The sequence below is a fragment of the Streptomyces sp. NBC_01426 genome (genome assembly GCF_036231985.1).
In the GTDB taxonomy this organism is placed as follows: Bacteria; Actinomycetota; Actinomycetes; order Streptomycetales; family Streptomycetaceae; genus Streptomyces.
Map to the genome: position 1 here is coordinate 7,268,250 of NZ_CP109500.1, position 25,118 is coordinate 7,293,367.

At 71.2% G+C, this 25,118-nt stretch carries 24 protein-coding genes; 12 read left to right on the plus strand and 12 right to left on the minus strand.

All coding sequences use genetic code 11. The features are described 5' to 3' along the window. Positions 1-52 precede the first annotated feature (52 nt). Entirely contained in the window at positions 53-781 is a 729-nt protein-coding gene (locus OG906_RS32525) for a DUF4386 domain-containing protein (protein ID WP_329447611.1), read from the plus strand. A gap of 70 nt (positions 782-851) precedes the next feature. Here OG906_RS32525 and OG906_RS32530 read toward each other — a convergent pair whose 3' ends face one another. Further along, positions 852-1,235 carry a VOC family protein gene (locus OG906_RS32530; protein ID WP_329447612.1) on the minus strand — a complete coding sequence of 128 codons (384 nt, stop codon included), beginning with the start codon at positions 1,233-1,235 and terminating at the stop codon, positions 852-854. A 190-nt stretch (positions 1,236-1,425) separates the two neighbouring features. On the opposite strand from OG906_RS32530, the gene OG906_RS32535 reads away from it, so the two are divergent. The 4 genes from OG906_RS32535 to OG906_RS32550 all read left to right on the plus strand — a co-directional run bounded on the left by OG906_RS32535 (position 1,426) and on the right by OG906_RS32550 (position 4,677). Then, entirely contained in the window at positions 1,426-2,592 is a 1,167-nt protein-coding gene (locus OG906_RS32535; protein ID WP_329447613.1) for an acyltransferase family protein, read from the plus strand. A gap of 244 nt (positions 2,593-2,836) precedes the next feature. Continuing rightward, on the plus strand, positions 2,837-3,139 hold the full coding sequence (locus tag OG906_RS32540) for an ArsR/SmtB family transcription factor (protein WP_329447614.1): 303 nt from the start codon (positions 2,837-2,839) through the stop codon (positions 3,137-3,139). After that, positions 3,136-3,528 carry a VOC family protein gene (locus tag OG906_RS32545; RefSeq protein ID WP_329447615.1) on the plus strand — a complete coding sequence of 131 codons (393 nt, stop codon included), beginning with the start codon at positions 3,136-3,138 and terminating at the stop codon, positions 3,526-3,528. Before OG906_RS32540 ends, OG906_RS32545 begins: the two co-directional genes overlap by 4 nt. Positions 3,529-3,639: 111 nt before the next feature. Further along, entirely contained in the window at positions 3,640-4,677 is a 1,038-nt protein-coding gene (locus OG906_RS32550; RefSeq protein WP_329447616.1) for a magnesium and cobalt transport protein CorA, read from the plus strand. Positions 4,678-4,990: 313 nt separating this feature from the next. Here the strand turns inward: OG906_RS32550 and OG906_RS32555 are convergent, their stop codons facing one another. Further along, the gene (locus tag OG906_RS32555) at positions 4,991-5,215 is read right to left on the minus strand and encodes a hypothetical protein (protein WP_329447617.1); all 225 of its coding nucleotides are present in this window, start codon (positions 5,213-5,215) and stop codon (positions 4,991-4,993) included. Between the two features lie 271 nt (positions 5,216-5,486). Here OG906_RS32555 and OG906_RS32560 point away from each other — a divergent pair, with 271 nt between their 5' ends. Further along, positions 5,487-5,774, plus strand: a complete 288-nt coding sequence (locus tag OG906_RS32560) for a hypothetical protein (protein WP_329447618.1) — start codon at positions 5,487-5,489, stop codon at positions 5,772-5,774. A gap of 125 nt (positions 5,775-5,899) precedes the next feature. On the opposite strand, the gene OG906_RS32565 is transcribed toward OG906_RS32560, so the two are convergent. Beyond that, complete coding sequence (locus tag OG906_RS32565; protein ID WP_329447619.1) at positions 5,900-7,507, minus strand: alpha/beta hydrolase; 1,608 nt, start codon at positions 7,505-7,507, stop codon at positions 5,900-5,902. A gap of 412 nt (positions 7,508-7,919) precedes the next feature. Between OG906_RS32565 and OG906_RS32570 the strand changes: the two genes are divergently transcribed. Beyond that, positions 7,920-9,107 carry a glycoside hydrolase family 64 protein gene (locus OG906_RS32570; protein ID WP_329447620.1) on the plus strand — a complete coding sequence of 396 codons (1,188 nt, stop codon included), beginning with the start codon at positions 7,920-7,922 and terminating at the stop codon, positions 9,105-9,107. Between the two features lie 62 nt (positions 9,108-9,169). Here the strand turns inward: OG906_RS32570 and OG906_RS32575 are convergent, their stop codons facing one another. Continuing rightward, positions 9,170-10,693, minus strand: coding sequence for an APC family permease (locus tag OG906_RS32575; protein ID WP_329447621.1), 1,524 nt, complete (start codon positions 10,691-10,693; stop codon positions 9,170-9,172). A gap of 170 nt (positions 10,694-10,863) precedes the next feature. Between OG906_RS32575 and OG906_RS32580 the strand changes: the two genes are divergently transcribed. Next, the gene (locus tag OG906_RS32580) at positions 10,864-12,474 is read left to right on the plus strand and encodes a right-handed parallel beta-helix repeat-containing protein (protein ID WP_329447622.1); all 1,611 of its coding nucleotides are present in this window, start codon (positions 10,864-10,866) and stop codon (positions 12,472-12,474) included. Between the two features lie 95 nt (positions 12,475-12,569). Further along, positions 12,570-13,511: an enoyl-CoA hydratase-related protein gene (locus OG906_RS32585; protein ID WP_329447623.1), complete on the plus strand. Its 942-nt coding sequence runs from the start codon at positions 12,570-12,572 to the stop codon at positions 13,509-13,511. 85 nt (positions 13,512-13,596) lie between these two features. Here the strand turns inward: OG906_RS32585 and OG906_RS32590 are convergent, their stop codons facing one another. Both OG906_RS32590 and OG906_RS32595 read right to left on the minus strand, forming a co-directional pair. Then, positions 13,597-14,760 (minus strand): agmatine deiminase family protein, encoded by a 1,164-nt coding sequence (locus OG906_RS32590; protein WP_329447624.1) that lies wholly within the window; start codon positions 14,758-14,760, stop codon positions 13,597-13,599. Between the two features lie 244 nt (positions 14,761-15,004). Next, a complete protein-coding gene (locus OG906_RS32595; protein WP_329447625.1) occupies positions 15,005-17,068 on the minus strand; it encodes a SpoIIE family protein phosphatase in 2,064 nt (687 codons plus the stop codon). 379 nt (positions 17,069-17,447) lie between these two features. Between OG906_RS32595 and OG906_RS32600 the strand changes: the two genes are divergently transcribed. Both OG906_RS32600 and OG906_RS32605 read left to right on the plus strand, forming a co-directional pair. Then, positions 17,448-17,762 (plus strand): DUF6355 family natural product biosynthesis protein, encoded by a 315-nt coding sequence (locus OG906_RS32600; RefSeq protein WP_267802555.1) that lies wholly within the window; start codon positions 17,448-17,450, stop codon positions 17,760-17,762. A gap of 283 nt (positions 17,763-18,045) precedes the next feature. Beyond that, positions 18,046-19,047 carry an ArsR/SmtB family transcription factor gene (locus tag OG906_RS32605; protein ID WP_329447626.1) on the plus strand — a complete coding sequence of 334 codons (1,002 nt, stop codon included), beginning with the start codon at positions 18,046-18,048 and terminating at the stop codon, positions 19,045-19,047. Between the two features lie 49 nt (positions 19,048-19,096). On the opposite strand, the gene OG906_RS32610 is transcribed toward OG906_RS32605, so the two are convergent. The 3 genes from OG906_RS32610 to OG906_RS32620 all read right to left on the minus strand — a co-directional run bounded on the left by OG906_RS32610 (position 19,097) and on the right by OG906_RS32620 (position 21,150). Continuing rightward, positions 19,097-19,984, minus strand: a complete 888-nt coding sequence (locus OG906_RS32610; protein ID WP_267802552.1) for an NAD-dependent protein deacetylase — start codon at positions 19,982-19,984, stop codon at positions 19,097-19,099. 65 nt (positions 19,985-20,049) lie between these two features. After that, complete coding sequence (locus tag OG906_RS32615) at positions 20,050-20,505, minus strand: hypothetical protein (RefSeq protein WP_329447627.1); 456 nt, start codon at positions 20,503-20,505, stop codon at positions 20,050-20,052. A 108-nt stretch (positions 20,506-20,613) separates the two neighbouring features. Then, positions 20,614-21,150 (minus strand): DoxX family protein, encoded by a 537-nt coding sequence (locus OG906_RS32620; RefSeq protein ID WP_329447628.1) that lies wholly within the window; start codon positions 21,148-21,150, stop codon positions 20,614-20,616. Positions 21,151-21,274: 124 nt separating this feature from the next. Here OG906_RS32620 and OG906_RS32625 point away from each other — a divergent pair, with 124 nt between their 5' ends. After that, complete coding sequence (locus OG906_RS32625; RefSeq protein ID WP_329447629.1) at positions 21,275-21,766, plus strand: cupin domain-containing protein; 492 nt, start codon at positions 21,275-21,277, stop codon at positions 21,764-21,766. A gap of 71 nt (positions 21,767-21,837) precedes the next feature. Here the strand turns inward: OG906_RS32625 and OG906_RS32630 are convergent, their stop codons facing one another. From OG906_RS32630 to OG906_RS32640, 3 genes are all read right to left on the minus strand, one after another. Further along, positions 21,838-22,620, minus strand: a complete 783-nt coding sequence (locus tag OG906_RS32630; RefSeq protein WP_329447630.1) for a DUF4328 domain-containing protein — start codon at positions 22,618-22,620, stop codon at positions 21,838-21,840. A 253-nt stretch (positions 22,621-22,873) separates the two neighbouring features. After that, positions 22,874-24,100: a cytochrome P450 gene (locus OG906_RS32635; RefSeq protein WP_329447631.1), complete on the minus strand. Its 1,227-nt coding sequence runs from the start codon at positions 24,098-24,100 to the stop codon at positions 22,874-22,876. A 235-nt stretch (positions 24,101-24,335) separates the two neighbouring features. Continuing rightward, entirely contained in the window at positions 24,336-25,010 is a 675-nt protein-coding gene (locus OG906_RS32640) for a hypothetical protein (RefSeq protein WP_329447632.1), read from the minus strand. Between the last annotated feature and the right edge of the window lie 108 nt (positions 25,011-25,118).

The window sequence follows — 25,118 nt, forward strand, 5'->3', positions numbered from 1 at the left end:
CCGTGATCGCCAGGTGTACGGCGTACACCTCCCCGGTCGAAAGGACCGAAACATGAGCTCAGACAGAAGGACCGCGGTGGTCGCGGGCGTGCTGTTCCTGGTGACCGAGATCGCCGCGATCGGCGGGCTGGCCCTCTACCGGCCCGTCCTGGACGGATCGCCGGGTGCCCTCGGTCCCGGCGCGGCCGACTCGGCGTTCCTCGGGGCGCTGTGCGAACTGGTCCTCGTGGCCGCCGTCACGGGGACCGGAGCGGCGCTGTATCCCGTCGTCAGGAGGCGGTACGAGGGGATGGCGCTCGGTTACGCCTGCCTGCGGCTCCTGGAGGCCGCGATCATCACGGTCGGCGTGTTGAGCGTCCTGACGCTCGTGACGCTGCGACGGGAAGCGGTGGGCGTCGAGGGCGCCGCCGCTGCCGACCGGGCACTCGTGGCCCTGCACGACTGGACGTTCCTGCTCGGGCCGAACGTCGCCCTGGGCCTGAACACGGCGCTGCTGGCGTACGTGATGTACCGCTCCCGGCTCGTGCCGCGGTTCATCGCCGTGCTGGGGCTGGTGGGCGGCCCGCTGATCTGTGCCTCGGCGGTGGCCGTGATGTTCGGGGCCTACGAGCAGGTCTCGGTCACGGGCTCGGCCCTGGCCGTCCCGGTGTTCGCCTGGGAGGTGGCCCTGGCTGTCCGCCTCATCGTCAAGGGATTCGAACCGGACCGGGCCGGCGCGGCGGACGCTCCGCACGCGGCCCTCGTCCCCGCCGGGGTGAACGGGGGAGTTCTTCGCGCCTGATCGCCACGAAAGCGTCCCGGTCGGCCCCAGCTCGCTCGCCGGGGTGGGAGGGGTGGGAGAGGCGGGAGGGTCAGAGGGGCTTCAGTCGAGTGCGCAGGAGACAGAACTCGTTGCCCTCGGGGTCGGCCAGGACGTGCCAGCTCTCCTCGCCGGTCTGGCCGATGTCGACGGGCACCGCCCCCAGCGCCAGCAACCTGTCCAGCTCGGCGTCCTGGTCGCGGTCGATGGCGTTGACGTCGATGTGCAGCGGGAGCTTCCCCTTCCGGGGGTCGCGGCCGGCGTTGAAGACGAGGGTTGGCTGGGCACCGCCGAACCCGACGCCCGGCGGGCCGATCTCGACGCTGCCGTCGGCCTCTCGACCCAGTTCGACGTAGTCGAGGACATCGCACCAGAACGCGGCCAGTCGCTGGGGGTCTTCGGCGTCGATGACGAGTTCGCTGATTCGGCATGCCATGCCGCGAGGATAGCCGCGCCGGGCCGGGCGGGCGGGCGGCCCGCGCCGCGAGGCGGGCGGTGGGCCGGGGGGTGCGGGTGACAGCTGTCGTCCTCACCTGCCGACGGGGGCGCCGACTGCTGTTCCTGTGAGAAACCTGTACGGTCCCCGTTGACCAGTTCCACAGAATTGCAGGGGAGGCGGCCGTCACATGGCCGGTATACGAACAGGCGGCCAGGCGCCGGTAAGGCTCTACGCGCTCGACGCGGTGCGAATAACCGCGGCGCTCGTCGTCGTGCTGTACCACTACGTGGCGCTGGGTACCGCCTGGGGGCTCAGCGGTACGCAGCACCTCTTCCCCGCGCTGCGACCCTTCGCGCTCTACGGCTGGCTCGGCGTCGAGATCTTCTTCATCGTCAGCGGCTTTGTCATCTGCATGAGCGCCTGGGGCCGTACGGTCGGCGATTTCGCCACATCGCGCATCTCGCGGCTCTTCCCCGCGTACTGGGCCGGCATCGCCTTCACGACGTTCGTGCTGTGGATGCTGCCCGAGCTGTGGCGCATCGACGAGTGGGCCGATGTTCTGGTCAATTTCACGATGTTCCAGGGCGGGATCGGTGTTCCGCACCTCGACCACGCGTACTGGACCCTCTTCGAAGAGCTCAAGTTCTACGCGCTCTTCGCCCTCGTGATCCGCATCGGGGTCACGTACCGCAACTGCGTCGTGTTCATCGGGCTGTGGACGGTCGCCGGTGTCGTGGCACCCTCCACCGACTTCAGGCTGCTGCACTTCTTCGCGATCCCTCAGTACTCCCCGTACTTCATCGCGGGCGTGGCCTTCTATCTGATGCGGCGCTTCCGCCCCTCCGGCCTGCTCTGGGGAATCGTCGGCTGTCAGTTCCTCCTCGCCCAGCACTATGTTCGTGGCCGCATGGTCACCAACCTCGGCGCACGTCTGACAGAGCAGCTGCCGGCCTGGCCGGCGCGGATCGTCATCGCCGTCGGCTTCCTGGCCATGGCCGCCATCGCGCTCGGTCTGCTCGACCGCATCCAGTGGAGCTGGCTGTCCACCGTCGGCGCCATCACCTACCCGCTCTACATCATCCACATGACGGCGGGCATCACCCTGATCCACCACTTCCGCGGCAAGATGCCGGCCTACGCGCTGGTCGGTACGGTCACCGCCGCGATGCTGGTCGTCGCGTGGCTGATCCACCGGTTCGTGGAACGACCTCTTTCCCGCAGGCTCCGTTCCGCGATGCGGTCCGGTATAGAGGACATCCGACGGAGCACCCCGGTGCAGGCTTCGCTGCCACCGTCGGCGCTGCCGGCGCAGCGTCGGGAACGTGTCGTCGAACCCGACCTGACGCGCCGCTGAGTCCGCGTCTCCCGTCCGGGAGACGGTTGTGACCGGGGAGGACGTCTCGCGCGACCCGTGCCCATGTGAGCCGTGGAGGTGTGGGCCGGGCGCGGCGTGATCTCGGTGGAAGCGGGACAGGGGGGGGCGAGCCATGTGCTCGCCCCCCCTTCGCGTGTCCGGGTCCCGCGGTCGGCGCCCGATGCGGGGCGCGGTGGCGGGCCCCCACTTGATATGCAAGTGAATGGTTGCCTATTCTGGGGTCGTGGCCGACGACCTTTTCAAAGCCTTGGCCGACTCCACCCGTCGCATCATCCTCGACGAGCTCACGGACAAATCAGGACAGACGCTGTTCGAGATCTGCTCCCGGCTGAGCATGAAACACCGGCTCGGCATGTCGCGGCAGGCGGTCTCCCAGCACCTCGCCGTGCTGGAGGCCGCCGGGCTCGTCGAGACGCGGCGGGAGGGCCGCTACAAGTTCCACGATCTGAACGCGGCCCCACTGCGACAGGTCGCCGAGCGATGGCCGGTGCCCGAGGCATCCGAACCGGAGGAGAACACTCCATGAAGATCCGTCTGACCAGCGTCTTCGTCGACGACCAGGCCAAGGCCCTGGCCTTCTACACCGAGATCCTCGGCTTCGTGAAGAAGCACGACGTCCCGGTGGGGGAGACGGCCCGGTGGCTGACCGTCGTCTCGCCCGACGAGCTCGGCGGCACCGAACTCCTCCTCGAGCCCGCCGGCCACCCCGCCGTCAAGCCGTACCGCGACACGCTCGTGGGCGATGGCATCCCGCTCGCCCAGTTCGCCGTCGACGACGTGCAGGCGGAGTACGAGCGCCTGCGCGGCCTCGGCGTCCGCTTCACCCAGGAGCCCGTGGAGATGGGCCCCGTCACCACCGCCGTCTTCGACGACACCTGCGGAAACCTGATCCAGATCGCCACGCAGCCGCAGTAGGAGCCCGCCGAGCCGTCGGTCGACCGATGTCACAAGCGCCACCGGGTGAGAAAACGCTGGTCGGGGGTAGGTGGCCCGCCTACCTGACGGACGAGGGACGAAGAGGCGGACATGACGGCGCAGCGGGACGGCAAGGACGGTGGTGAGGGTCTGCCGTCGGCGGTGGTGGACTGCGCCCTCTACGAGGACGGACAGCGCATCCCCGGACAGGTGAACCTGGGCAAGGTCCTGGACCGCATAGACCCGGAGGCGGGACGGTTCGCGTGGATCGGCCTGTACGAGCCCACGGAGGAGCAGCTACAGGAGGTCGCCGAGGCCTTCGGCCTGCACCCCCTCGCGGTCGAGGACGCCGTCCACGCCCACCAGCGACCCAAGCTGGAACGCTACGAGGACATGCTGTTCCTGGTGCTCAAGACGATCGTCTACGTCGACCACGACAAGATCACCGCGACCAGCGAGATCGTCGACACCGGCGAGATCATGGTGTTCGCCGGCCCCGGGTACGCGATCACCGTCCGGCACGGCAGTGCCCCGCCGCTGGAAGGCGTACGCCAACAGTTGCAGGACGACCCGCGGCAATTGGGCTGCGGCCCCGCCGCCGTCCTGCACGCGGTCGCGGACATGGTCGTCGACCGCTACGTCGAAGTGGCCGACTCCTTCGCCGATGACGTCGACACACTGGAGAGCGAGGTCTTCTCCCCGGACCGGCCGGTCGACGCCGGGCGCATCTACCAGCTCAAGCGGGAACTCCTCGAATTCAAGCGCGCCGTCATGCCCCTGGCCCCCGCCCTGCGACGCCTCAGTGAAGAGACCCCCCAGATCCCGCGGGAGGTGGCCACCTACTTCCGGGACGTCGCCGACCACCACCAACGGGTGAGCGAACAGATCCTGTCCTTCGACGAGCTCATCACCGGCATGCTCAGCGCCGGCATCGCCCAGCTCGGCGTTCAGCAGAACGCGGACATGCGCCGCATCAGCGCCTGGGCCGCCCTCATCGCCGTCCCCACCATGATCGTCGGGGTGTACGGCATGAACTTCGAGCACATGCCCGAACTCACGTCGCCCTACGGCTACCCCGCGGTCTGGGCGGTCATCATCGTCGCCTGCTCCGTCGTGTACCGGGCCCTGCGGCGCAACAAGTGGCTGTAGGGCGTCACGCGCCCACACCGGGCCCTCCCCACCCACCCATGCGGGTGGCCGGAACCGGTCCACCGGTGTGGTGGCGGGTCCGGAGACAGGCGGCTGGTGTGTCCTGACGGGGGTCCCGGCCACCCCGAAACGGGCGGTCGGGACTCACCGCCCCCTGCCCCGGGCTGCACCACGCAGCGGCTCCGGGGCAGGGAGAGCGACCACGCCTACGCCCAGCGATCACCCTGATCGACCAGGCCGCCACCGACCTCGTGACCCTGTCCGGCCCGTTGGCCCGTCGGCCCCGGCCGGGCGTTCGCCGCGTACCCCCCCGTCAGGTGTCGGAGGTCCAGACTTCGGGGCCGCCGCCTTCCCAACGGATCGGACCGTCCTCGGACAGGTCCACGCCCTCCAGCCCGGCACGCCGGAGGAACTCGGAGACATCGCTCGTGGAGTGCGCGCGGCCCAGGTCCGCGTCCACGCCCAGCGCGTGCACCGTGACTTTCCGCCCGCCCTTCGGCGACACGGGATGAATGACGATCTCCGTCTGGTCGGCCATCCACCCAGCCTGCGTCAGGTCGAACGCAAGAGCACCCCGAGCGATCCGGTCGGGCGGACGGCCGCCCCTGCCGGCGCCCTCCGCCGACCCGCGTGTCCCTGCCCGCCGCACGCGGTCGAGCCGACCTGCGGTGTCTCTGCCGGCCACACGCAAGCGGAGCATCCTGTCCGGCCGCGCGGAACGTCCGCATGAGGTGGGGCCGGCGGGGTATGCGCGCAGGGAGCAGCGTGGTGCTGGGTGTTGTCCGGGGGTCGGTGTGGAGAGGGAACGGTTGACGATGCGGGAGTCGGCGGCCTGGGACCAGTTGGTCGCGGGGCTGCGGGACGAGTCGCACGGCGGGAGTCGTGCCCGGCCGGATCGGCGGGCAGAGCGTCGGCTGCCGGTCGGCCTGGTGCTGGTGATGGCCACTCTGCTGTGTGCCGCGCTGGCCCTGGTGGTGGCGGCCGGCATGAACGGAGAAGGGCGCCTGGTCTGGGCAGGAGTGGCCGTCTGGATCGCCGCGATCGTGTCGGTGTCCTACGTACTCGGCCACGGCCCGTACGTGCCCCACCGGCGCTGAGGGCTGAAGCCCCGTCACTCACAGCCGAGTCGGCCAACTCGCGCCGACTCCTGCCCGGGTGCATCGCCGGGCGCGTACGCCCAGCCCGAGCCCGAGGGCTCGGCGTACGCGCCCGGCGCGACGGCTCAGCGCAGGGCGGGGATCACCTCGCGCGTCTCGTCCACCTCGATCCTGTCGGTGCGGAGGGTCGGCGATTGCGGGGGCGTCTCGTCCGCGCAGACGGTGCCCCGCGCGGGAAGCGCCAGGGTGGCGAGGTAGTCGTTGACCAGGGCGCTCACACAGGCACTGCGGTTGTACGCGGTGTGTCCTTCGGCGTCGAAGGTCAGCAGCCGCCCGTTGTCCAGCGTCCCGGCCAGGGCCCGCGCGTCCTGGTACGGGGTGTCCGGGTCCCCGGTCGTGCCGAGGATCAGGATCGGGGCGGAACCGGCCGCCCGGTAGGAGCCCTCGAACCGGCTCGGGCGCTCCGCCGGCCACTGGGCGCAGGTGGGTGCGTGGTTGTGGTCGTAGGTGGGCGGCCCGAGGCCGATGGCGGGCCCCAACAGCGGCGCGGAGGCGACATGGGCGCTGACCAGCGCGCCCAGCAGCAGGGGGCTCGTCGGATAGGCGCGGTCCGCGCACTCGACGGCCATGTTGACGTTGAGGAAGTCGAAGGACGCGGGGGAGGGCGGGGACAACAGGAACGAACTCCGGTGTGCCTGGGCCGCCCTCAGGGCCTCTCCCAGATAGGGCCAGACCTCCTTGCCCGAGTTGATGTTGAACATCAGACGGTAGGCGAGGGTGTATCCGGTGGCCGGGCGCCCGCTCGCCGTGATGACGGGGTCGGCGTCCAGGTCCCGCTTGAGCTGTTCGAACGCCTGCCTCGGGCGCCCTTCGCCGAATCCGCAGGTGGTGGCGTTCTCGGCGCACCAGTCCAGGAACCGGCCGACCGCCGTGTCCAGGGCGACGAACTGCTTGGCGTCGTAGGCGTACGGCACGTCGGCGTAGTGCCGCGGATCGTATGCCCCGTCCAGGACCATGGCGCGGACCCGTCGGGGGAACTGCGCGGCATAGACCGTGCCGACGTAACTCCCGAAGGAACGACCGTAGAAGGAGAGGGTCTCCTCGCCGAGGGCCTGGCGGAGCAGATCCATGTCCTTGGCGTTCGAGGCGGTGCCGATGAACGGCACGAGGTCTCCCGACCGTTGCCGGCAGGCGGTGGCGAAATCGAGCCCCTGCCGAACGGCGCCTCGCAGCGCCCCCGGGCCGGGCACACCGCGGGCGGCGTCGACGGCGGCGGAGTACTCCGTGTCGTTCCAGCACTCCACCTGTCCGCTGCGCGCCACCCCGCGCATGTCGTACCCGACGACGTCGAAGGTGTCGCGGAGGGCGGCGGGGAGCGCCTCGTAACTGTCACGGGCGAAGTTCACACCGGAGTTGCCGGGGCCGCCGGGGTGCAGGACCAGGACGCCGGTGCGACGGGCCGGGTCGGCCGCGAGGTGTCGGGTGACCGCGAGCGGGAGCGCGGGCCCGGTGGGTCTGCGGTAGTCGAGCGGTACCAGGGCGGTCGCGCATTCGAAGCCGTCGCCCGGGTCGGCGCAGGGGCCCCAGGACAGGACGGGAACGGCCGGCGCCGCGGGAGTCGTCGCCGAGGCGGTCCCGGGCGTTGCCCCGAGGAGCGCGGTGACCGCGACCAGGACGAGGGACATGCCCCACCCCACTCGCCTGCGCGGGATGTGGGCTGAGCGGGTCTGCATGGGGTGATCCTCCGTCACGAGTGGCTGGGGAACAGGCGACAACGTAGCCGCCGACCCCGTCGGTCACCAGGAGTTGACGCCGCGATCCCGATTCCCGTCGACGTCACTTCGCCTCGCGGTCGACTCGCGGTCGACTCGCCGTGGGTGTGCCGTCGACGTGTCGCCGAAGCGGGGACTCCGAGACGCGGGGCGCGGGACCTGCGTACGCCGCCGTCTCGGCCGCCGCGAAGGTGGTCGGGTTCTCGAAGCCGTGCCGGATTCATTGACAGAAGGTGAACGCAACCCGATTCTGAGAGCGCTCTCAGATTTCAAGGCATCTCTCCCCGCCCTGCCCGCCCCGCCTCATGTCGCCCCCCAGGGCGCGAGGGGCGGGGCACCCCACCGGCAGGCTCCCCCCACCAGGAGGAAGAGCATGTTCCGCTTATCGAAAGTGCTGGGCTCCGGCGTCTCGGCGCTGGTTGTCGCCGCCGGCCTGATGGTCTTCGGTCCGTCGACCTCCGCGGAGGCCGTACCCGCCACCATCCCACTCACGATCAAGAACAACTCAGGACGCGGCGAGCCGGTCTACGTCTACAACCTGGGCACCCTGCTCAGCACCGGACAGCAGGGCTGGGCCGACGCCAACGGCACGTTCCATCCCTGGCCGGCGGGCGGCAATCCCCCCACCCCCGCGCCCGACGCGTCGATCGCGGGCCCGGCCAACGGGCAGACGCGGACGATCCGGATGCCGAAGTTCTCCGGACGCGTCTACTTCTCCATCGGACAGAAGATCGTCTTCAAGCTCACCACCGGCGGCCTGGTGCAACCCGCCGTGCAGAACCCCTCCGACCCCAACCGCAACACCCTGTTCAACTGGTCCGAGTACACGCTCAACGACGCCGGTCTGTGGATCAACAGCACCCAGGTCGACATGTTCTCGGCTCCGTACGCGGTGGGCGTCAAAGCGGCCAACGGCACGGTCAGCACGGTCGGTCGACTCAAGCCGGGTGGCTACAACGCCGTGTTCGACCAACTGCGTTCGGCCGGCTGGGGCGGACTGATCCAGAGCCGCCCCGACGGCACACCCCTGCGAGCGCTCTCGCCCGGGCACGGCATCGAGGCCGGCGGGATCCCGGCCGGCGCGATGAACGACTACGTCAACCGGGTCTGGAACAAGTACAGCTCATCCACGCTCACCGTGACACCGTTCGCGAACGAACCGAACACCAAGTACTACGGACGGGTATCGGGCAACGTCATGAACTTCACCAACGGCTCGGGAGCGGTGGTCGCCGGCTTCCAGAAGCCGGACTCCGACAGCATCTTCGGCTGCTACAAGCTCCTGGACGCACCCAACGACCTCGTCCGCGGCCCGATCTCCCGCACCCTCTGCGCCGGCTTCAACCGGTCGACGCTCCTGACGAACCCGAACCAACCCGACGCGAACGGCGGCAACTTCTACCGTGACGCCGTCACCAATCACTACTCCCGCGTCATCCACGGCCAGATGGCCGACGGCAAGGCGTACGGCTTCGCCTTCGACGACGTGGGCGCCCACGAGTCGTTGGTGCACGACGGCAATCCGCAGGAGGCCTTCATGACCCTGGAGCCGTACAACTAGACCACCGGTCCATCGGCCCGCCGGCCCACCCGACAGGGGAACGTGCCGGACCCGCTTCGCCGTCAGGGCCCGGGGGTGCTCCCGCCCCCGGGCCCTGAGGGCGGTCCTGACGCGGACCCCGACGCGGACCCGGACGTGGGCTCGGAGGCCAAGGCCTGACGGTCGAAGACCAGCATGCCGAGGAAGAACAGGGCTCCGAGGACGAGCAGGCCCGCGACGATGACGACGGAGGTCAGCGCCTCGTCCGGTGCCACGAGCACGAAGAGGGCGAAGAGGGTCCAGGCCAGGGCGCAGACCGCCACGGGCAGTTCGCCGCGCCCCAGGTCGAACGCGCCCTTGCGGCGGTCGAGTCGGCGGCGTACGACGAGGTAGAGGACGATCGTGGACCCGTAGATGAGGGCGGGGAGGATGGTCGAGGCGGTGATCAGCTCCAGCAGGGCCGAGCCGGGGAGCGCCACCATCAGGACGGCCCCGAGCGCGAGGATCAGGACGGTCGCCGGGATGGGTGTGTGCGTGCGCGGGCTGACCCGTCGCATCACCTGGTGGGCGGGGAAGCGGGAGTCGCGGGACATGGCGTAGACGAGGCGGGAGCAGGAAACCATCACGACGATGCCAGCGCCGAAGAAGGCGAAGGTGATGGCGGTCAGCAGCACACGTTCGGCGACGGCGCCGAGACGGTCGTGCATGATCGCGGCCACGGGCGAAGCCTCGTTGCTGATCCGGGGAATGTCCTCGATCGCGACGGTGAGGGTGATCAGGAACAGCATGCCGAGCACGCCGGCCGCCACGACCGATGCGACGATCGCGCGCGGGACGCTGCGGCGGGGGTCCTTGGCCTCCTCCGCGAGGTTGGCGGCGGAGTCGAAACCGACGAGGGTGGCCAACCCCATGATCATCGCGAGCATCAGGCCGCCGCCGACGGCGAAGTACCCGGGGGTGCCCTCGGTGACGCCACGGGAGGTCAGATTGGCCGCCGATCCGTTGCCCGTGACCAGGACGGCGATGACGAGCGAGATCGCCACCACCACGACCAGGGCGAGTTCCAGTCCGACCGCCGCCGAGTTGATCCAGCTGACCAGGCGGGTCGAGGCGATGGCGAGCAGGGCCTGGACGACCAGCACCACCAGAGTGATCACGCGGGCGGTGTCCTCGTCCGGGGCCATGCCGGCCAGCGGCATGAAGGCCTGGCTCGCCAGGGCGTTGTCGATGGCGACCACGGCGATCGCCAGGTAACAGAACGTCAGCCAGCCGAACCACCAGCCGACCCTGGGGTTGCCGAGCCGGGACGCCCATTGGTAGGAAGAGCCGCTCAACGGGATGCGGGCGGCGAACTGCGCGACCACCAGAGCCACGAGGGTCTGCCCGACCGCGGCGATCAGCCAGAGCCAGATCCCGACCGGGCCCGCCGTCAGCAACACCTGGTCGAAGGTGGCGAAGATCCCGACCGCCACCGAGATGAACGCGAACGAGATCGCGAACACCTGGAAGGAGCCGAGCGACCGTTTCAGCTCCTGCCGATAGCCGGCGCCCTCCGTGGCACCCCCGCCGTCGGGCCCGTCCTGCGCAGCCTCCGCCACTTCAGCCACCTCGCCTCTCCTGGTCCGGCACAGTGTCCCCGCCCGGCCCGCCTCCACGGCGCCGCTCACGATCGACGCACGGGACCGGCCCCCGGACGGACGACTCCCCTCCCGGCCGATAGCCTCCCCTCCGGGCCCGGGCGGCCCGTTCAACAAGGTGAATCGACGGGGGAGTACAAGTGCATCGACGTGGCGTGATCCTGGCGGCGGGCGGATTCGTGGGCGCGCTGGGAGCCGGCCAGGTGGTGGCCGCCGGCCCCGCCGCGGCGGCCGGCGACCGGCGCAGCGTCCACGACGTCCTGGCCTACGGGGCGAAGGGCGACGGCACCACCGACGACACCGCCGCGTTCCAGGCCGCCCTGACGGCCGCACGCGCCGTGTCCGAGGGCGCGACCCTGCTGATCCCGCCCGGTCGGTACCCGCTCACCAAGGGGCTCGTCCTCGGCCCCCGGATGACCGTGTCCGCGTACGGAGCACACGTCCTGCGCACCAAGGACTGCGGGGCCCTGGTCAAGAACTTCGACTCGGTCACCCCGGTCTCCGCCTACGACGGCGCCGGCGACATCGCCCTGCTCGGCGGTACCTGGGACATGCGCGGCAGCACGTACCAGCAGCAGAGCGACGCCATCGGCTTCGCCCACGCCGACGGCATCCTCGTCCAGGACTGCACCGTGCTCGACACGCCGTCCGCCCACGCCGTGGAACTCAACGCGGTACGCCGCGCCCGCATCGTCAACTGCCTCTTCGACGGGCTGCACGTCACCGGCCAGGGCACCGACACCGCCACCAACCGGGAGGCCGTACAGATCACCGGCGCCCTCTCGGCAGTCAGCCTCCCGGCTCCGGCGTACGACAACACGCCCTGCCAGGACATCCTGATCAGCGGCTGCACCCTGCGCGCGGCCGCCGACGGAAGCCGCCCGTTCGGTGCGCTGGTCGGCGATCACGGTGGCGCGAAGGGCGTGGTCCACCGCGACATCCGGGTCATCGGCAACCACATCGAGCGCAGCGCCGCCTACGGCATCCGCACCACCGACTGGCAACAGGCCGTCATCGCCGGCAACACCATCGAATCCGTCGGGGTCACCGCCGTCCAGGTCGGCTCCCCGGCCGGCAACGCGCTCAACGACATCACCATCACCGGCAACATCATCCGGAACACGGGCAGCGACACGTCCACCGGCGGTGCCATCGTGGTGTCCAGCGGGGGCGACCGGCACAACGGCATCACCATCACCGACAACACGATCCGTACGGTCAAGGGCGAGGCCGGGATCTACGTGGCCCAGAGCGACGGCGTCACGATCTCCGGCAACACCGTCGCCGGAACCGCCCGCCCGGGAGGCAACTCCCAGGGCATCCACGTCCGGTACGCCCCCCACGCCGTCATCAGCGGCAACACCGTCACCGACGCCCAGGGCGACGGCATAGGCGTCGACACGGACGCGCAGGGCGCCCTGATCGTCCACAACACCGTCCTGAACCCCGCCGGGCACGGCATCGCGGCCGGCACCGACGACATCGCCCTGCGCGACAACCACGTCACCGGCGCGAACCGGGCCGGGGCGACGGCCACGTACGGCATCCGCTTCGGCGGCAACGCGGCGAACGCGTCCTGCCAGGGCAACGTCGTACGCAAGGGAGACGGCCCGGTTCCCGCCGAAGCGGCCGTCGTCGCGCTCCCCGGCTGCGTCGGCGCGTGGATCACCGGGAACGACCTGCGCGGCTGGGGCGGCGCCGCGATCCTCGACAAGGCCGCCGGCACGCTGACCTCCGCCAACGCCATGTGAGGGCCCTCGGCCGTCCGGGCAGGCGTCGGACCGCACGGCAAGGGCCCCGACCTCGGCACGCGGCTGCCAGGCGGTGACATCGGCTGCTTCTCGATGTGGGGGGCAAGAACCTCGGTGGCCTCGCCGACGGCGGCCTCCTGCCGGCCCGTGACCCGGCTCTGCCGCCGCTGTTGCGCAAGCTCACGGCCCTGGGCCGGGACGGGGAGCGCAACACCCACCACCTGCGCGGCAGTCGAGGACGGCTGGGCGAGATCGACGCCGCCGTCATCCGCCATCAGCTCGACCTGCTGCCCGACTGGATCGAGCGTCGCCGCACCCTCGCCGACCGCTACGCCGACGCCTTCACGGCCCTGCCCGTCGTCACCAACCAGGACCTGGCAGACGCCGTCGATGAAGCACTCACCCTCCTGGAGAACGACCCGGAACTCCTGGTCGGCGTCCTGACCGGCGTCGGCGGCCACTTCTGCTCCGGCATGGACCTCAAGGCCTTCCCCGACGAAGGAGTACCACGGGTGGCGGACCGGGGGCTGGCGGGACCGACCCGCGCTCACCGGTCGAAGCCGGTCATCCCCGCGGCCGAAGGAGCGGCGGTGGCGGGCGGCTTCGAACTCGCCCTCGCCTGCGACCTGATCACCGCCGCCGACACGGCGTTCTTCGCGCTCCCCGAAGTCGCCCGCGGCCTCGTCGCCCCGGAAGGCGGAGCCATTCGCCTGCCCGGCCGCCTTCCGTACCACCTGGCCATGGAGATGCTCCTGACCGCCTCCCCGCTCACGGCCCCGGACGCCGCACGGCACGGACCGGTCAACCAACTCACGGACGAGGGCAAGGCCCTGGACGCCGCGCTCGCCCTCGCCGCACGGATCCGCGCCAACTCCCCCGATGCGGTACGGATCACCCGACGCCTCGTCGAGGTCACCCGAGGCCTCGACGACCACGCGGCGTTCACCGCCCAGGACCCGCTCACCGCGCCTGTGTTCGGTACGACCTCGGCAGCCGAAGGTGCCCGCGCCTTCTGCGAGAAGCGGCCTCCGGCCTGAACCCACTGACGCCATCGAGCCGGTGCCCCCGGGGCGTGCGGGACGCCCCGGGGGCACCGGGACGGGGCGGGTCGAGGAGAGGCGATCAGGCGGCGGGCTTGCCGGGCTGGTCGTGGGTGGAGCAGTGGATGCCGCCGCCGCCGGAGGCGATCGTGTCGATGGCGACGGGGACGACGTCCCGCTTGGGGAAGTGTTCCCGGAGGATGCCGCGTGCCGTGTCGTCGGCCTTGCGGTCGCCGAACCTGGGCATGAAGACGGCGTCGTTGGCGATGTAGAAGTTGGCGTAGGTCGACACGAAGTCGTCGCCCTCGCCCGTGATCCTGTTCAGGTCGGGCTGCGGCAGGTCGATGACCTCGAAGCGCCGGCCGCGGGCGTCCGTCGCCTTGGAGAGCACGGACTTGGCCTGGTCGGCGGAGCGCGACCAGGAGTCCGCGGGCGTACTGGGGTGCGCGCGGTCCAGCAGGACCACACCGGGCGCGGCGAAGCGCACGAGGCTGTCCACGTGGGCGTCCGTGATGTCCTCCCCGCGGACGCCGGCCAACCAGATCACCTTCTCGACGCCGAGGGTCTCCTTGAGCTCCTTCTCGATGGTGTCCCGGTTCTTGCCGCGGTTGCGGTTGTCGTTGACGATCGAGCTCTCGGTGATCATCAGGGTGCCCTCGCCGTCGGGCTCGAAGGAGCCGCCTTCCGCGACGAGGGGCGCCTGGACCCGGGAGATCCCGTACTTCTTGAGCACCGTGCGCCCGACCAGGGCGTCGTTCTGGTGCTGCTTCTGCTTGTTGCCCCAACCGTTGAAGTTGAAGTCGACGCCGACGACCTTGCCGCCCTCCTCGACGAAGACGGGGACGGTGTCGCGGGCCCAGAGGTCGTCGACGGCCAGCGGGATGACCTCGACCTGGGAGCCGACGGCCCGCTGGGCCGCGTCGACCTGGTCGGGCCGGGCCATCAGGACGACCGCCTCGTACTCCCCGATCGCCCGCGCGATCCGGGCGATGTCCTCGCGCACGTAACGCAGGTCCTCGTGCCAGACCGCGCTCAGCGCCGGCCAGGACATGAAGGTGCGGGTGTGGCTCTCCCACTCGGCGCCCAAGCGGCGCTTGGCGCCCGCTGTGGAGGGCTGGGAGGAGCCGGCGGTGGCGTCGACCGTGACTCCGGACGCGGGGGAGCAGGCCGAGGCGCCCGCGACGGCGGCGCCGATTCCGGCGAGGGTGCGAAGGACGGTCCGACGGGTGGGGGGCAGGAAAGACACGGGAGAACTCCGATCGTGGGCCGGCGGAGGGTACATCCGGCCAGGGCGAGCGAGAGGATGCGGCTCAGGCGCGCGACAGGTGCGACACACCGGTCCCTACGGGCAAGAGTGCGCGCTCCGCGCCGCTGCGGCCGCTTCGCACGGCGGGTGCTGCGGCCTTGATGACCACTCTGGCACTGACTGAAATTTCAGTCAACTCGCGGAGGTGCGGGAACCCGACTGTGCCCCTCACCCCTTCGACGCCTCAGGGCCCGTTCAGGCGGGCGGCGAGCAGGGCGATGTCGTCGTCGGCCGACGCGGGCACCAGGTGGGTGACGAGGCTGTCGCACAGCGCGTCGAGGGACGGCGCGGGCTCGGCCAACAGATGGGTGAGCTCGCCCAGACGGTCGTCGATGTCGGCGCCGCGTGCCTCGATGAGACCGTCGGTGTAGAGGACGATCACGCTGCCCGGCGCCAGTGTGGTGTGCGTGGTGGTGAAGCGGGTGGGGCCGACGCCCAGCGGGAGCCCGGGCGGTACGTCGAGAAGGCGCGCGACGCCGTCGGGGGTCACGAGCGCGGGCGGAGGATGCCCGGCGCAGGTGATGCGACAGGCCCCGGTGGCCGTGTCGAGATCGACGTACAGGAAGGTGGCGAGCATCGGTTCGGCCAGGTCGTCCAAGGCGGCCTGAAGCTGGTGGAACATGTCGTCGTGTTCGAGATCGAGCCTGGCCAGGGCCCGGACGCTGGCCGAGAGCCGGCCCATGACGGCCCCGGCCTGGATGCCGTGCCCCATGACGTCGCCGATCACCAGAGCCACGGAGTCGCCGACCAGGGGGATCACGTCGTACCAGTCGCCGCCGACCTCGTTGACGTCACTGGCGGGCAGGTAACGGTGGGCGACCTCGATGCCGGGGGGCGGGGTGATGTGCTGGGGCAGCATGCTGCGCTGCAGGATGAGGGCGGTGTCGTGCTCGCGGTGGTAGAGGCGGGCGTTGTCCACGCACACGGCCGCCCGCGCGGCCAGTTCGGTGGCCAGGGCGGTGTCCTCGTCGCCGAAGGGCTCCGGTGTGGTGCAGCGGTAGAACGTGGCCAGGCCCAGCACCGTTCCCCGGGCGAGCAGCGGCACCATCATGAAGGAGTGCACGCCGTGCTTCACCAGCTCGGCCGGGGCCGGGGAGTGGCGGGCCGCCGACGCGATGGACTCCTCGTCCAGACGGGGAATGACGAAGGCGTGACGATCGGCGAGGGGCTGCGTGTAGGGCGCGGCCAACGGGAAGGCCAGGGTGCGTCCGAGGGGGGCGAGGATCTCGGCCAGGGGCGAGCCGGAGGGGGCTTTGCCCAGGCGGCGCAGGCGGGTCCCGGCCACCAGGCCCGATCCGATCTCCGCACCCGAGGCCAGGGACTCCAGCACGTCGACCGTGACCATGTCGGCGAGGTCGGGGACGGTGACGTCGGCCAGCTCCTGCGCGGTGCGCTCAAGGTCCAGGCTGGTGCCGATGCGGTAGGTGGCCGCGTTGATGAGCGCGAGACGACGACGGCCCGCCTCGGCCTCCAGTTGGGTCTGCTCCTGGATCGTGATGTCGATCAGGGACGCGGCCAGTCCGAGGGGGTGTCCGTCCGTGTCCTCCAGCCTGGTGTAGGAGCACGACCACACCCGGTCCTGGTCCGGGGCGGCCGGGGTGCGGCCGATGCGACGGGAGTCGAGAACCGGCCGGCCCTCTTCGAGTACCTGCCGCATGAGGACTTCCATGGCGGCCGCGTTCACCCCCGGCAGCACCTCGGCCAGGCGCCGGCCGATGTGAGCGGCCTCCGGCAAGCCGTTCATCGCCTCCAGGGCGGGGTTGACCCGAAGGAAACGCAATCGGGTGTCGAAGAGGGCGATGCCGACCGGGGAGCGGGCGAACAGCCCGTCCCACACCGCGGAAGAGCCGCGGATCCGCTGGGCCGCGGCGGCGTCGGCGGCGAAGACCAACACGGTCGTCCCGCCGCGCGGCCGGGCCGGGACGGGCGCCGCCCAGATCTCCACCTCGACCGGGTGCCCGTCCCGGTGCCAGGCGGTGACGGTACCCATCACGCCCCGGGCGGTGACCGCCTTCTCCCACAACGACCTGCCGAGACTCCGGTCCGTACCCGGATGCAACAGATCGGCGATGTGGCGTCCGATGACCTCGCGCGGGGTGTATCCCAGCAACTCCTGGGCGGCGACGTCCCACCGCACGATCCGGCCGTCGCTGCCGGTGGCCAGCACGGCCACGGCCAGACCCCCGAGCCAGCCGCCCGCGGCCCGGGCGGCGGGGCTGGTGACCTCGTCGAAGGGCTCGGGATCCATGCGCACCGCCTCTCGCCCGTCGAGAGATCCGTCTCCCGCAGCCTGAGGAGTTGCCCCACATGCCTACGTTACCGCCGCCGGGACCGGGCGGTGCTTCGTCGTGCTCCCGGCCCGGCCGGGCCGGGAGAGGACCGGCCGGGGCGCGGCCGCCCCCTTCCCGCGCAGCGCAGACGCACGCTTGCGAACCTCCGTGCGAGAGGGAGGGCAAGCATGCCCGGGAAGCGCCGGAAAGCGGGTTTCACCTGCGGGTTTAAGTCACGGCTTAGAGGCTTGTCGGTGCGAGGACGTCTCTGCAAGTCTGTGCTGCGGCAAAGGGGTGAACGCCCCGAAGTGACATGAAGGGGAGTGGGCAGGAATGCAGCGCTTACGGGTCAATGGCATGCGACGTTGGATGGCGGTCGCCGTTCTCGGCTCCGCCGCGGTGATGGGCACGATCAGCCCTGCGAGCGCGGGCGGTACGGGCAGCGCCGGGGGAGCGGGAATCCGGCCCGCCGCCTCACCGTGCGGGTACTACGCGGGCCGGGAGATCGCGTTCTACAACCACTGCGGCCCCACCACCATCAAGATCAAGCTCGACATCGTCCGAGGCTTCGACCGGACCATCTGCGTCGGACCCGGTGACACACGGCTCGGCCTCAAGAGCCAGATCAGGGACGCGAACTACGTCGGCGGAGCCGGCTGCCGCATCACGTAACCGTCCGCGGCGTGGCACCGCGTCGCGCTTTTGGTCGCGCTCTTGCGGGCGCGACGCGCGGTACATCGGTGACGACCGAGCCCGGTCGGTTCGCGCCGGAGCAGGAACGGCCCACCCGGCGCCTCCCGAAGGAACGTGCCCGCAGTGAATCCGCCCCCCGGCCGAAGGCCACCCGAGCCTGTTTCGCCTCCGTCCCAGAGGCGATCGGAAGGCGTGTGGTGAGCCCGGTCGGGGAATGCTGCGGGAGCGCGGGCACGCTCCAGCACCGGCAGGGGGCCGATCGGTGTTACGCATTCACTTCACGGCGGAGGATCTCGCGCGGACACGCGTCGCCGCGACGATCGGGGTCGCGGCGGAGACCTACTACAGCCTGGAACTGCTGCGGGGCAGCGGGGACAGCCCCCACTTCCGCTCGTGGCGGTCGGCCGTCGCGGGCCGCATGGGAGCCAACACCCGCCCGCTGACGTCCCTGCTGCCGGTGCGTGGGCCCGGGCTCGACCTGCTCGCCCTGATGGGGGACGGGCCCTCCCTGGAACACGCCGTGGACAACCTGCTCCACGCACCGGCGGCCCGTCTGCGACGAGAGTTCGCGGGCATCGACTTCCCCCTGGAACACCTGCCCTGGGCACGGCGGGTGTCCGAGGGGGACCGCGAGGCGCGTCGGGAACTCGCCGAGGCACTGCGCGCCTGCCATCGGCTGGCCGTGGAGCCCTACTGGCACAAAGGGCGCTCCGAACTGGCCGCGCTGTCCTCCCGCTACACGAACGTACTGCTCGAGGGAGGCGTCGATCTGCTGCTGCGCTCGCTGTGCGCGCCCTTGGTCCGCTGGCGTCCGCCGGTCCTGGAGGCTCCCTACCCGCGCGGGGTCGAGGTCCACCTCCGGGGAAGGGGACTGATCATCACCCCCACCGTCTTCTCGCCCCGCGCGGTGAGCCTGCTGTGGGACCCGCTCGACACCACGCAGCCACCCCGGTTGACGGTGCCGGCGCTCCGTGAGCCGCTGGCCGGCGCCGGGCCGAGCTTTGCGGCCGGCTCCTCGGGCCGGAACCTGGAATCGCTGCTCGGTCGCACCCGGGCCGCCGCCCTGCGCGTGACGGCCGAAGGCAGTACGACGACCGAGCTCGCCCGCCGCCTCAACGTCTCCGCGGCAGCCGCCAGCCAGCACGCGAGGGTGCTCCGGAACGCGGATCTGATCACCACCAGCCGCCGGGGCGGATCCGTACTGCACCGCATCACCCCCTTGGGGCTGGCCCTGCTGAGGACCGTGACCACGACGGAGCCGTGAGCCGTGACGAACCCGGGCGGGGGTGGCGCCTTCGGCGGGGCGGTGCCCCTCAGGCGTCCAGGGGAATGTCCAAGCGGTCGGCCAGGGCGGTGAGGGTCGTTCCCAGAGGCAGTTCGACCCGGGTGACGGCGTGCCGGTCGCCGCGGGTCGGGTCCCGGTTGACGATCAGTACGGGCTTGCCGGCCTGGGCTGCCTGACGGACGAAGCGCAGCCCGGACATGACCGTCAGCGAGGAGCCCAGGACCAGCAGGGAGGTCGCCGCACCGACCAGCTCGCGGCAGTGTGCGACCCGCTGCGGCGGAACGGTTTCGCCGAAGAACACCACGTCCGGTTTGAGGATGCCGCCGCAGTTCGTACAGGGCAGCACGGTGAAGTCCCCGACCTGTTCGTCGGTGAGATCGGCGTCACCGTCGGGGTTGAGCCCCGCGGCCACCGGTTCGAAGCCCGCATTGGCCGCTTCCAATCGCAGGGCCAGTTCACGGCGCGAGCCCGAGGCGCCGCAGGACAGGCAGACGACCCGGCCCAGGCTGCCGTGGAGTTCCACCACGTCCTCGCTGCCGGCGGCCTGGTGCAGTCCGTCGACGTTCTGGGTGATCACGCCCGACAGCAGTCCCCGGTGCCCGAAGGCCGCCACGGCCCGGTGCCCGGCGTTGGGCCTGGCGCGGCCGAACGTGCGCCAGCCGAGGTGGCTGCGCGCCCAGTACCGGCGTCGGGCCGAGGCGCTCGTGGTGAAGTCCTGGTAGGTCATCGGGGTGTGCCGGCGCAGGCTCCCGCCCTCACCCCGGTAGTCGGGGATGCCGGACTCCGTGGACATGCCCGCCCCGCTCAGCACCAGCACACCGCCGGCCTCCAGGGCGTCGGCGACGGGCCCCGGATCCGTGGTGCCGGGCCGCAGGTCCTCGGTGGGGGTCCAGGTCAGCGTGGGGCGCATGCGCATGACGCCAGCGTACGGAACACGTACGGAAGACGCGGCGCCGGGCACAGGCGGTCATGCCCCTTCGGTCAGGCGCCGTTGCCGTCGGAGGGGCGTCGGTCCCTTCCGGGGCCCGTGCCGCTCCCGTCGGGACCGGGCCGCAGGTCCAGCATGTTCAGGAGCGAGGCCAGGTCGTCGGGGCCGGTGGTACGGGACGCGACCGCCTCGTGCGCCCGCTCGCGACGGGCGGCGCCGGTCGCGGAGGCGTCCGGGCCGTCGTGGGGCGCGTCCGGGTCGCCGTGGGACGTGTTCGGGTCGCACCGCGGTCCCTCCACGGCATCCGGGCCGGTACCACCCCGCGGACCGGGGCACACCCGGTGCTCGCCGGCGGTGGCACAGACCGCGACGGGTACAGCGGCCGTGCGGTGCCGCGCGCAACGGACCGCCACGGTCACCGTCCGGGCCAGAAGGCGCGGGCCGAGCGCGACCGGCCGGAGCAGGGAGCCGACTGATAGGCGCCGAACGGTCCGGCGAACGTCTGTCATGGGGCTCCTCCTCCTTGCGAGCGGTCGCGACCGGCGGCGGTCACGACCCGGGACGCGTCGTGCTCCGTGATGTCGCCGGCCACGGGGACCGGCGACGGGCGGGCCTGCTCAGCGAGGATCGGCGAGGGCGGCGGCCGCCTTGACCCGGGCGGCCGTGGTGGCCGCCGCCACCTCCACGGGACGGCGGACCGCCCTCACCGGATGCCTGTGGTCGAGCGCGTGCCGGGAACGATAGGCGAGCGAGGGCTTCCCGTGGGTGTCCGCGGCGGCGATGAGCAGACCTCCCACCGCGGCGAGGTCCGTCAGGAACCGGGCACGCTGTTGCGCCCGCTCCTCCGGATCCTTCACCGTCCAGAAGGCATGGCTCGTGAGCGCGGTCGGTACCACCGTGGCGGCGAGGGTGAGCGCGGCCAGCCGCGGGGCGCGCCCCGCGGCGATCATCAGGCCCGCTCCGACCTGGATCGCACCATGGACGCGTACCAGCTTCAGGGGGTCGCCACCCGCCGCCGGGACGCGCTCGCCCACGGCCTGGGCGAAGGGCTGGAAGACCTCCGCCGCGTTCTCGGGCCGGCGCAGGGTGCGCAGGCCCTCCACGATGTGCGGGGCGGCGAGCAGGGGACGGGCGAGCTTTCGAAGGACAGCCATGTCCCGCTGCTGCCCCGCCGCGGCCCGTCCATCCATGGTTCTCGTCCGCGAGGGAAGAACAGCACCGGGCGGCTGGTTGTCACGGCTGCACCGTCCATGCAGGAGTGACCCGGGAGGGACAGACATGTCGTATCCGTCGTATCCGCAGGCCCGCTATGCGGGGGACAAGGGCGAGGTCAGCGCGGTGTTCCGGCCCGTGGAAACACCGGCGGACCTGTCGTCCCCGAACGGCGACGCGACGCACTACCTGGCCACGAAGGCTTCCACGAACGGGGAGTTCGGCCTCTATCGGGTGGAGATGAGCGCCGGCGCGGGAGGCCCGAAGACCCACTTCCACAAGACGTTCTCGGAGTCGTTCTTCATCCTCGACGGCACCGTGCGGCTGTTCGACGGCGCCGACTGGATCGATGCGAAGAAGGGTGACTTCCTCTTCGTGCCGCAGGGCGGTCTGCACGCCTTCCGCAATGATTCCGACGCCCCGGCGGAGATGCTGATGGTGTTCGCGCCGGGGGCACCGCGCGAAGAGTACTTCGAGGGGTTGTCGCAGCTCGCGAACGCGACGGACGAGGAACGCACCGAGTTCTTCGTCAGGCACGACTCGTACTTCGTCGAGTAGGGCGGGCGGGCGGGCGGCGCGAGTACGAGGAACCGGTCCGACCGCCTGCCGCGCCGCCTGCCGCCTGACCGTCAGCTCGCGGCGATCGGCCCCTGCGCGGCCTTCACCCGCTGGAGTGCGGTCAGTTTGCGCACGAAGACGACGGCCAGGACGGCGGCGACGATGGTGATGACGTCGGTGACGGCGCCGAGCGCGGAGACACTGTGCATCGCCTCCGCCGTGTTGGCCGCGACGTACCGCCTGGAGAAGACGCGGTCGAGGACCATGGCCGCGACGAACACCGTCCACCAGGCGGTCACCGGGGCGCTGGACACATGGCGGTACGAGCCGTCGGGCGCTCGCTGAGTGCTGGCCTCCCAGGTCTCCCGCGCCGTCCGGTACGGGAAGAAGAGGTTGGCGAACGGGACGAACCATCCGTTGATGGCCCAGCCGGCGGACTGGCTGAATCCGTCGGGACGGAAGACCTGGCCGTTGCAGCGGACCCGGTGGAACCAGATGATGAAGACCACGATCGTGGCCAGGCGCAGGGCGGTCTGCGCGACGCCGGTCGCACCGTTGAGGAGGTCGGCCAGGGCGATGCTGTCGTCCTGGACGCCTGCGGGGGCGTCGAGGAGGTCCTTCATCAGCCCCCGGATGTACAGGTGGACCCCGGACGAGACGAGATCGGTGGTGGCGCCCACGGCCAACACCACGGTCAGGGCCGTTGCCAGTCCCTCGGGCGAGCACAGCACCCCGGTGGCCTGCGGCGGCGGGGCGGGAGCGGAATGGGGCGCCGGCGGTGGTGGCGTCGTCGTCGGTCCGGCCTCGGATCGAGGCGACGGCGGCGGCGGCGGGCCGGACTTGTTGAAGGACATGACGGAGTACCCCCCACGGGAACGTGCGCGTGCGACATGAAGACGGGCCGCCTGACGGGCGACCCGAGCCGCCTGACGATATGCCATGTCCACGCCCGTCGTCCAAGGAGTTCGGCGGTGGGACGAACGGCCGAACCCGCAGGTCGGGGGGCGTTGGCGGGGTGAGGGGCGGACGGCCCCGGGATGAGGGACCGCCGTGAGGGTTGCCCCGCGGTGCCCGGAGGACTGCCTCCCGGCGGCGCGGGGCAGGCCGTCAGCGGGCGGTGGGCGTGAACTCCACGAGCAGGGACTTCGGGCCACGGGTGAAGACACCCTGCTCGGCCGGGTCGTACCCCTCGGCGGGCCGGATGTCCGGCATCGCGTCGAGGAGCTGGTTGGTGGCGATCTCCACCTCGGCCTTGGCCAACAGCGCACCGACGCAGAAGTGCCGCCCCAGCGCGAACGCCAAGTGGTCCGCGGCCGCGGAGAAGGCGGTGGTCGCCGTCAGGTCGGTGCGGAAGATGTCGAACCGGTCCGGATCCTCGTAGCGATCGGGATCGCGATTCGCCGCCCCGATCAGACAGGTGACGGTGGCGCCGGCGGGGATGGTGCCCCCGCTCACCGCGACATCGGTGGCGGCCTGCCGCATGATCATGTGGACGGGTGGGCTGTAGCGCAGCGTCTCCGCGAAGGCCCGCTCGATGAGCCCGCGATCCTGCCGCACGGCCGCGAGTTGCCTGGGGTTGGCCAGGAGGTTCGAGAAGAGTCCGGCGATGGCCTTGTCGGTCGTCTCGGCCCCCGCGGTGAGCAAGAGGCTGCAGAACGCCTTGATGTCCTCGTCGTTCATGCTCACCCCGTCGACCTCGGCGGTGCAGAGCGCGGACAGCAGGTCGTCACCGAGGTGGTCCCGCCGGTTCCGGATGATCGGCAGCATGTACGCGGCGAACTCGACCTGCGCCCGCTCGCCGGCCGCCGCGCACTCGGGATCCCCGGACAGGTTCGCGATGAACGCCACGAAGGCCCGGTACCAACCGCCGATGCGCTGTTGGCCGGATCGGTCCAGTCCGAACATGTCGGCGATCACCGTGATGGGGAAGTGGGAGGCGAAGCCGCTCACCAGGTCGACGGACCCGGTGTCGCGGAACACGTCGATCAGCTCGCGTGCGTTGCGTTCGATGACCGGGAGGACCTTCTCCCGCAGCTCGTTGCCGCGGAAGGCCGGAGCCACCAGAGCGCGCCGCGTGGCGTGTTCCCGGCCGCTCATCTGGAGAATGGTCTTGCCGTGCACGGGCTCCGCCTGCCAGGCGTAGTTGTCCGTGGTGAAGAGCGACTCCTTGTCCTTGAAGGCCCGGGCCACGTCCTCGTAGCGCGAGATGAGGTAGCTCTGTGTCGCCTCGTGCCAGACGAGGGGCTCGCTCTCGCGCAGCGCCCGATACGTCGGGTACGGGTTCTCGGCGAACTCCTGCGACAGGATGTCCGGGGCGTTGCGCGCGGCGGTCATGGAGGTCCCCCATCGGCTTGGCTTCCGTCGCGCCGAACACCGTCGGCGCCGTGTGATCCGGCCGTGCCGCTCAACAGAGCTTCTTCAGGGAAGCACGACGCCGTCCACCGTCGCCAGAGCCATGACGGCCGCTCCTGAACAGGTCCGTCAGCCGTCTGTGACACGAGGTGATGTACGAGGAGCCGCGGGGCTGCTGGGGAGTGGGCGAGCGGGCGACGGGGGACCGGCCACGCGGTCACCGGTGGGGGTGATCAGGGCGCGCTTCGGGGGAGTCGGGCCGTCGAGTCGTTCCGCTCGCGGGCCGTCGGGGCCGCAAACCCGCCCGTCTGAGCGCGACTTTGGACAGTTCGGAGATGACCTGTTGGTCCCCGTGGCGCCAGGCGTCGGCGAGTCCCGCCGGGGGGACGGGGATGGCCCTGAGGTCGTTCGGCGGTCCGGTGAGGGCGCGCAAGGCCAGCAGGTCGGCGCCTCCCGGGGCTTCCAGGAGCCGCCGGGTGGTGGAGATGCGCCAGATCCAGAGCAGGCGTGGGGGGAGCCACAGCACCAGGACGAAGGTGACCGGGAGGATGATCAGGGCCAGCGTGGTGAGCGTGGCCACGTTCTCCACGGTGTGCTGGAGCGACTGTCCGGCATCGGAGAGCCCGGTGCCGGCGTCGGCCGCGGACTGGAGCGGTTTCTTCAGGAGGCCGCCGACGAGCGGGACCTTGGAAGCGGCCTCGCCGGCGTTGTCGAGGCCGGTGGCCAGATGGTCGCCCGCGCTCTCCACCTTCCGCCCAGGCTCGGCGAGCAGCAGGATCGCGTCACGGACGGCCAGGGCGAACCACACCGCGGCCGCGATCAGGGCCACCGCGATCAGGTCCGCGAGCACCTGCCGGCTTCGCCTCGCCGGGGTTTGGGCGTAAAGGCGCATGGCGCGCTCCTGTTCCGGTGGCATCGAAGACGGCCGGATCCAGCCAGGTGAGGTGCGGCGTTCGTGTCGGCGGGGGGTGGCCAGTCGCTTGACCGTACGGGTGGGCGA

Excerpts from the sequence above, each read along its gene's own strand:
- OG906_RS32525 (WP_329447611.1), top strand. The coding sequence starts at position 53 with ATGAGCTCAGACAGAAGGACCGCGGTGGTCGCGGGCGTGCTGTTCCTG.
- OG906_RS32530 (WP_329447612.1), bottom strand. The coding sequence starts at position 1,235 with ATGGCATGCCGAATCAGCGAACTCGTCATCGACGCCGAAGACCCCCAG.
- OG906_RS32535 (WP_329447613.1), top strand. The coding sequence starts at position 1,426 with ATGGCCGGTATACGAACAGGCGGCCAGGCGCCGGTAAGGCTCTACGCG.
- OG906_RS32545 (WP_329447615.1), top strand. The coding sequence starts at position 3,136 with ATGAAGATCCGTCTGACCAGCGTCTTCGTCGACGACCAGGCCAAGGCC.
- OG906_RS32550 (WP_329447616.1), top strand. The coding sequence starts at position 3,640 with ATGACGGCGCAGCGGGACGGCAAGGACGGTGGTGAGGGTCTGCCGTCG.
- OG906_RS32555 (WP_329447617.1), bottom strand. The coding sequence starts at position 5,215 with ATGGCCGACCAGACGGAGATCGTCATTCATCCCGTGTCGCCGAAGGGC.
- OG906_RS32565 (WP_329447619.1), bottom strand. The coding sequence starts at position 7,507 with ATGCAGACCCGCTCAGCCCACATCCCGCGCAGGCGAGTGGGGTGGGGC.
- OG906_RS32570 (WP_329447620.1), top strand. The coding sequence starts at position 7,920 with ATGTTCCGCTTATCGAAAGTGCTGGGCTCCGGCGTCTCGGCGCTGGTT.
- OG906_RS32595 (WP_329447625.1), bottom strand. The coding sequence starts at position 17,068 with ATGGATCCCGAGCCCTTCGACGAGGTCACCAGCCCCGCCGCCCGGGCC.
- OG906_RS32600 (WP_267802555.1), top strand. The coding sequence starts at position 17,448 with ATGCGACGTTGGATGGCGGTCGCCGTTCTCGGCTCCGCCGCGGTGATG.
- OG906_RS32610 (WP_267802552.1), bottom strand. The coding sequence starts at position 19,984 with ATGCGCATGCGCCCCACGCTGACCTGGACCCCCACCGAGGACCTGCGG.
- OG906_RS32615 (WP_329447627.1), bottom strand. The coding sequence starts at position 20,505 with ATGACAGACGTTCGCCGGACCGTTCGGCGCCTATCAGTCGGCTCCCTG.
- OG906_RS32620 (WP_329447628.1), bottom strand. The coding sequence starts at position 21,150 with ATGGCTGTCCTTCGAAAGCTCGCCCGTCCCCTGCTCGCCGCCCCGCAC.
- OG906_RS32625 (WP_329447629.1), top strand. The coding sequence starts at position 21,275 with ATGTCGTATCCGTCGTATCCGCAGGCCCGCTATGCGGGGGACAAGGGC.
- OG906_RS32630 (WP_329447630.1), bottom strand. The coding sequence starts at position 22,620 with ATGTCCTTCAACAAGTCCGGCCCGCCGCCGCCGCCGTCGCCTCGATCC.
- OG906_RS32635 (WP_329447631.1), bottom strand. The coding sequence starts at position 24,100 with ATGACCGCCGCGCGCAACGCCCCGGACATCCTGTCGCAGGAGTTCGCC.
- OG906_RS32640 (WP_329447632.1), bottom strand. The coding sequence starts at position 25,010 with ATGCGCCTTTACGCCCAAACCCCGGCGAGGCGAAGCCGGCAGGTGCTC.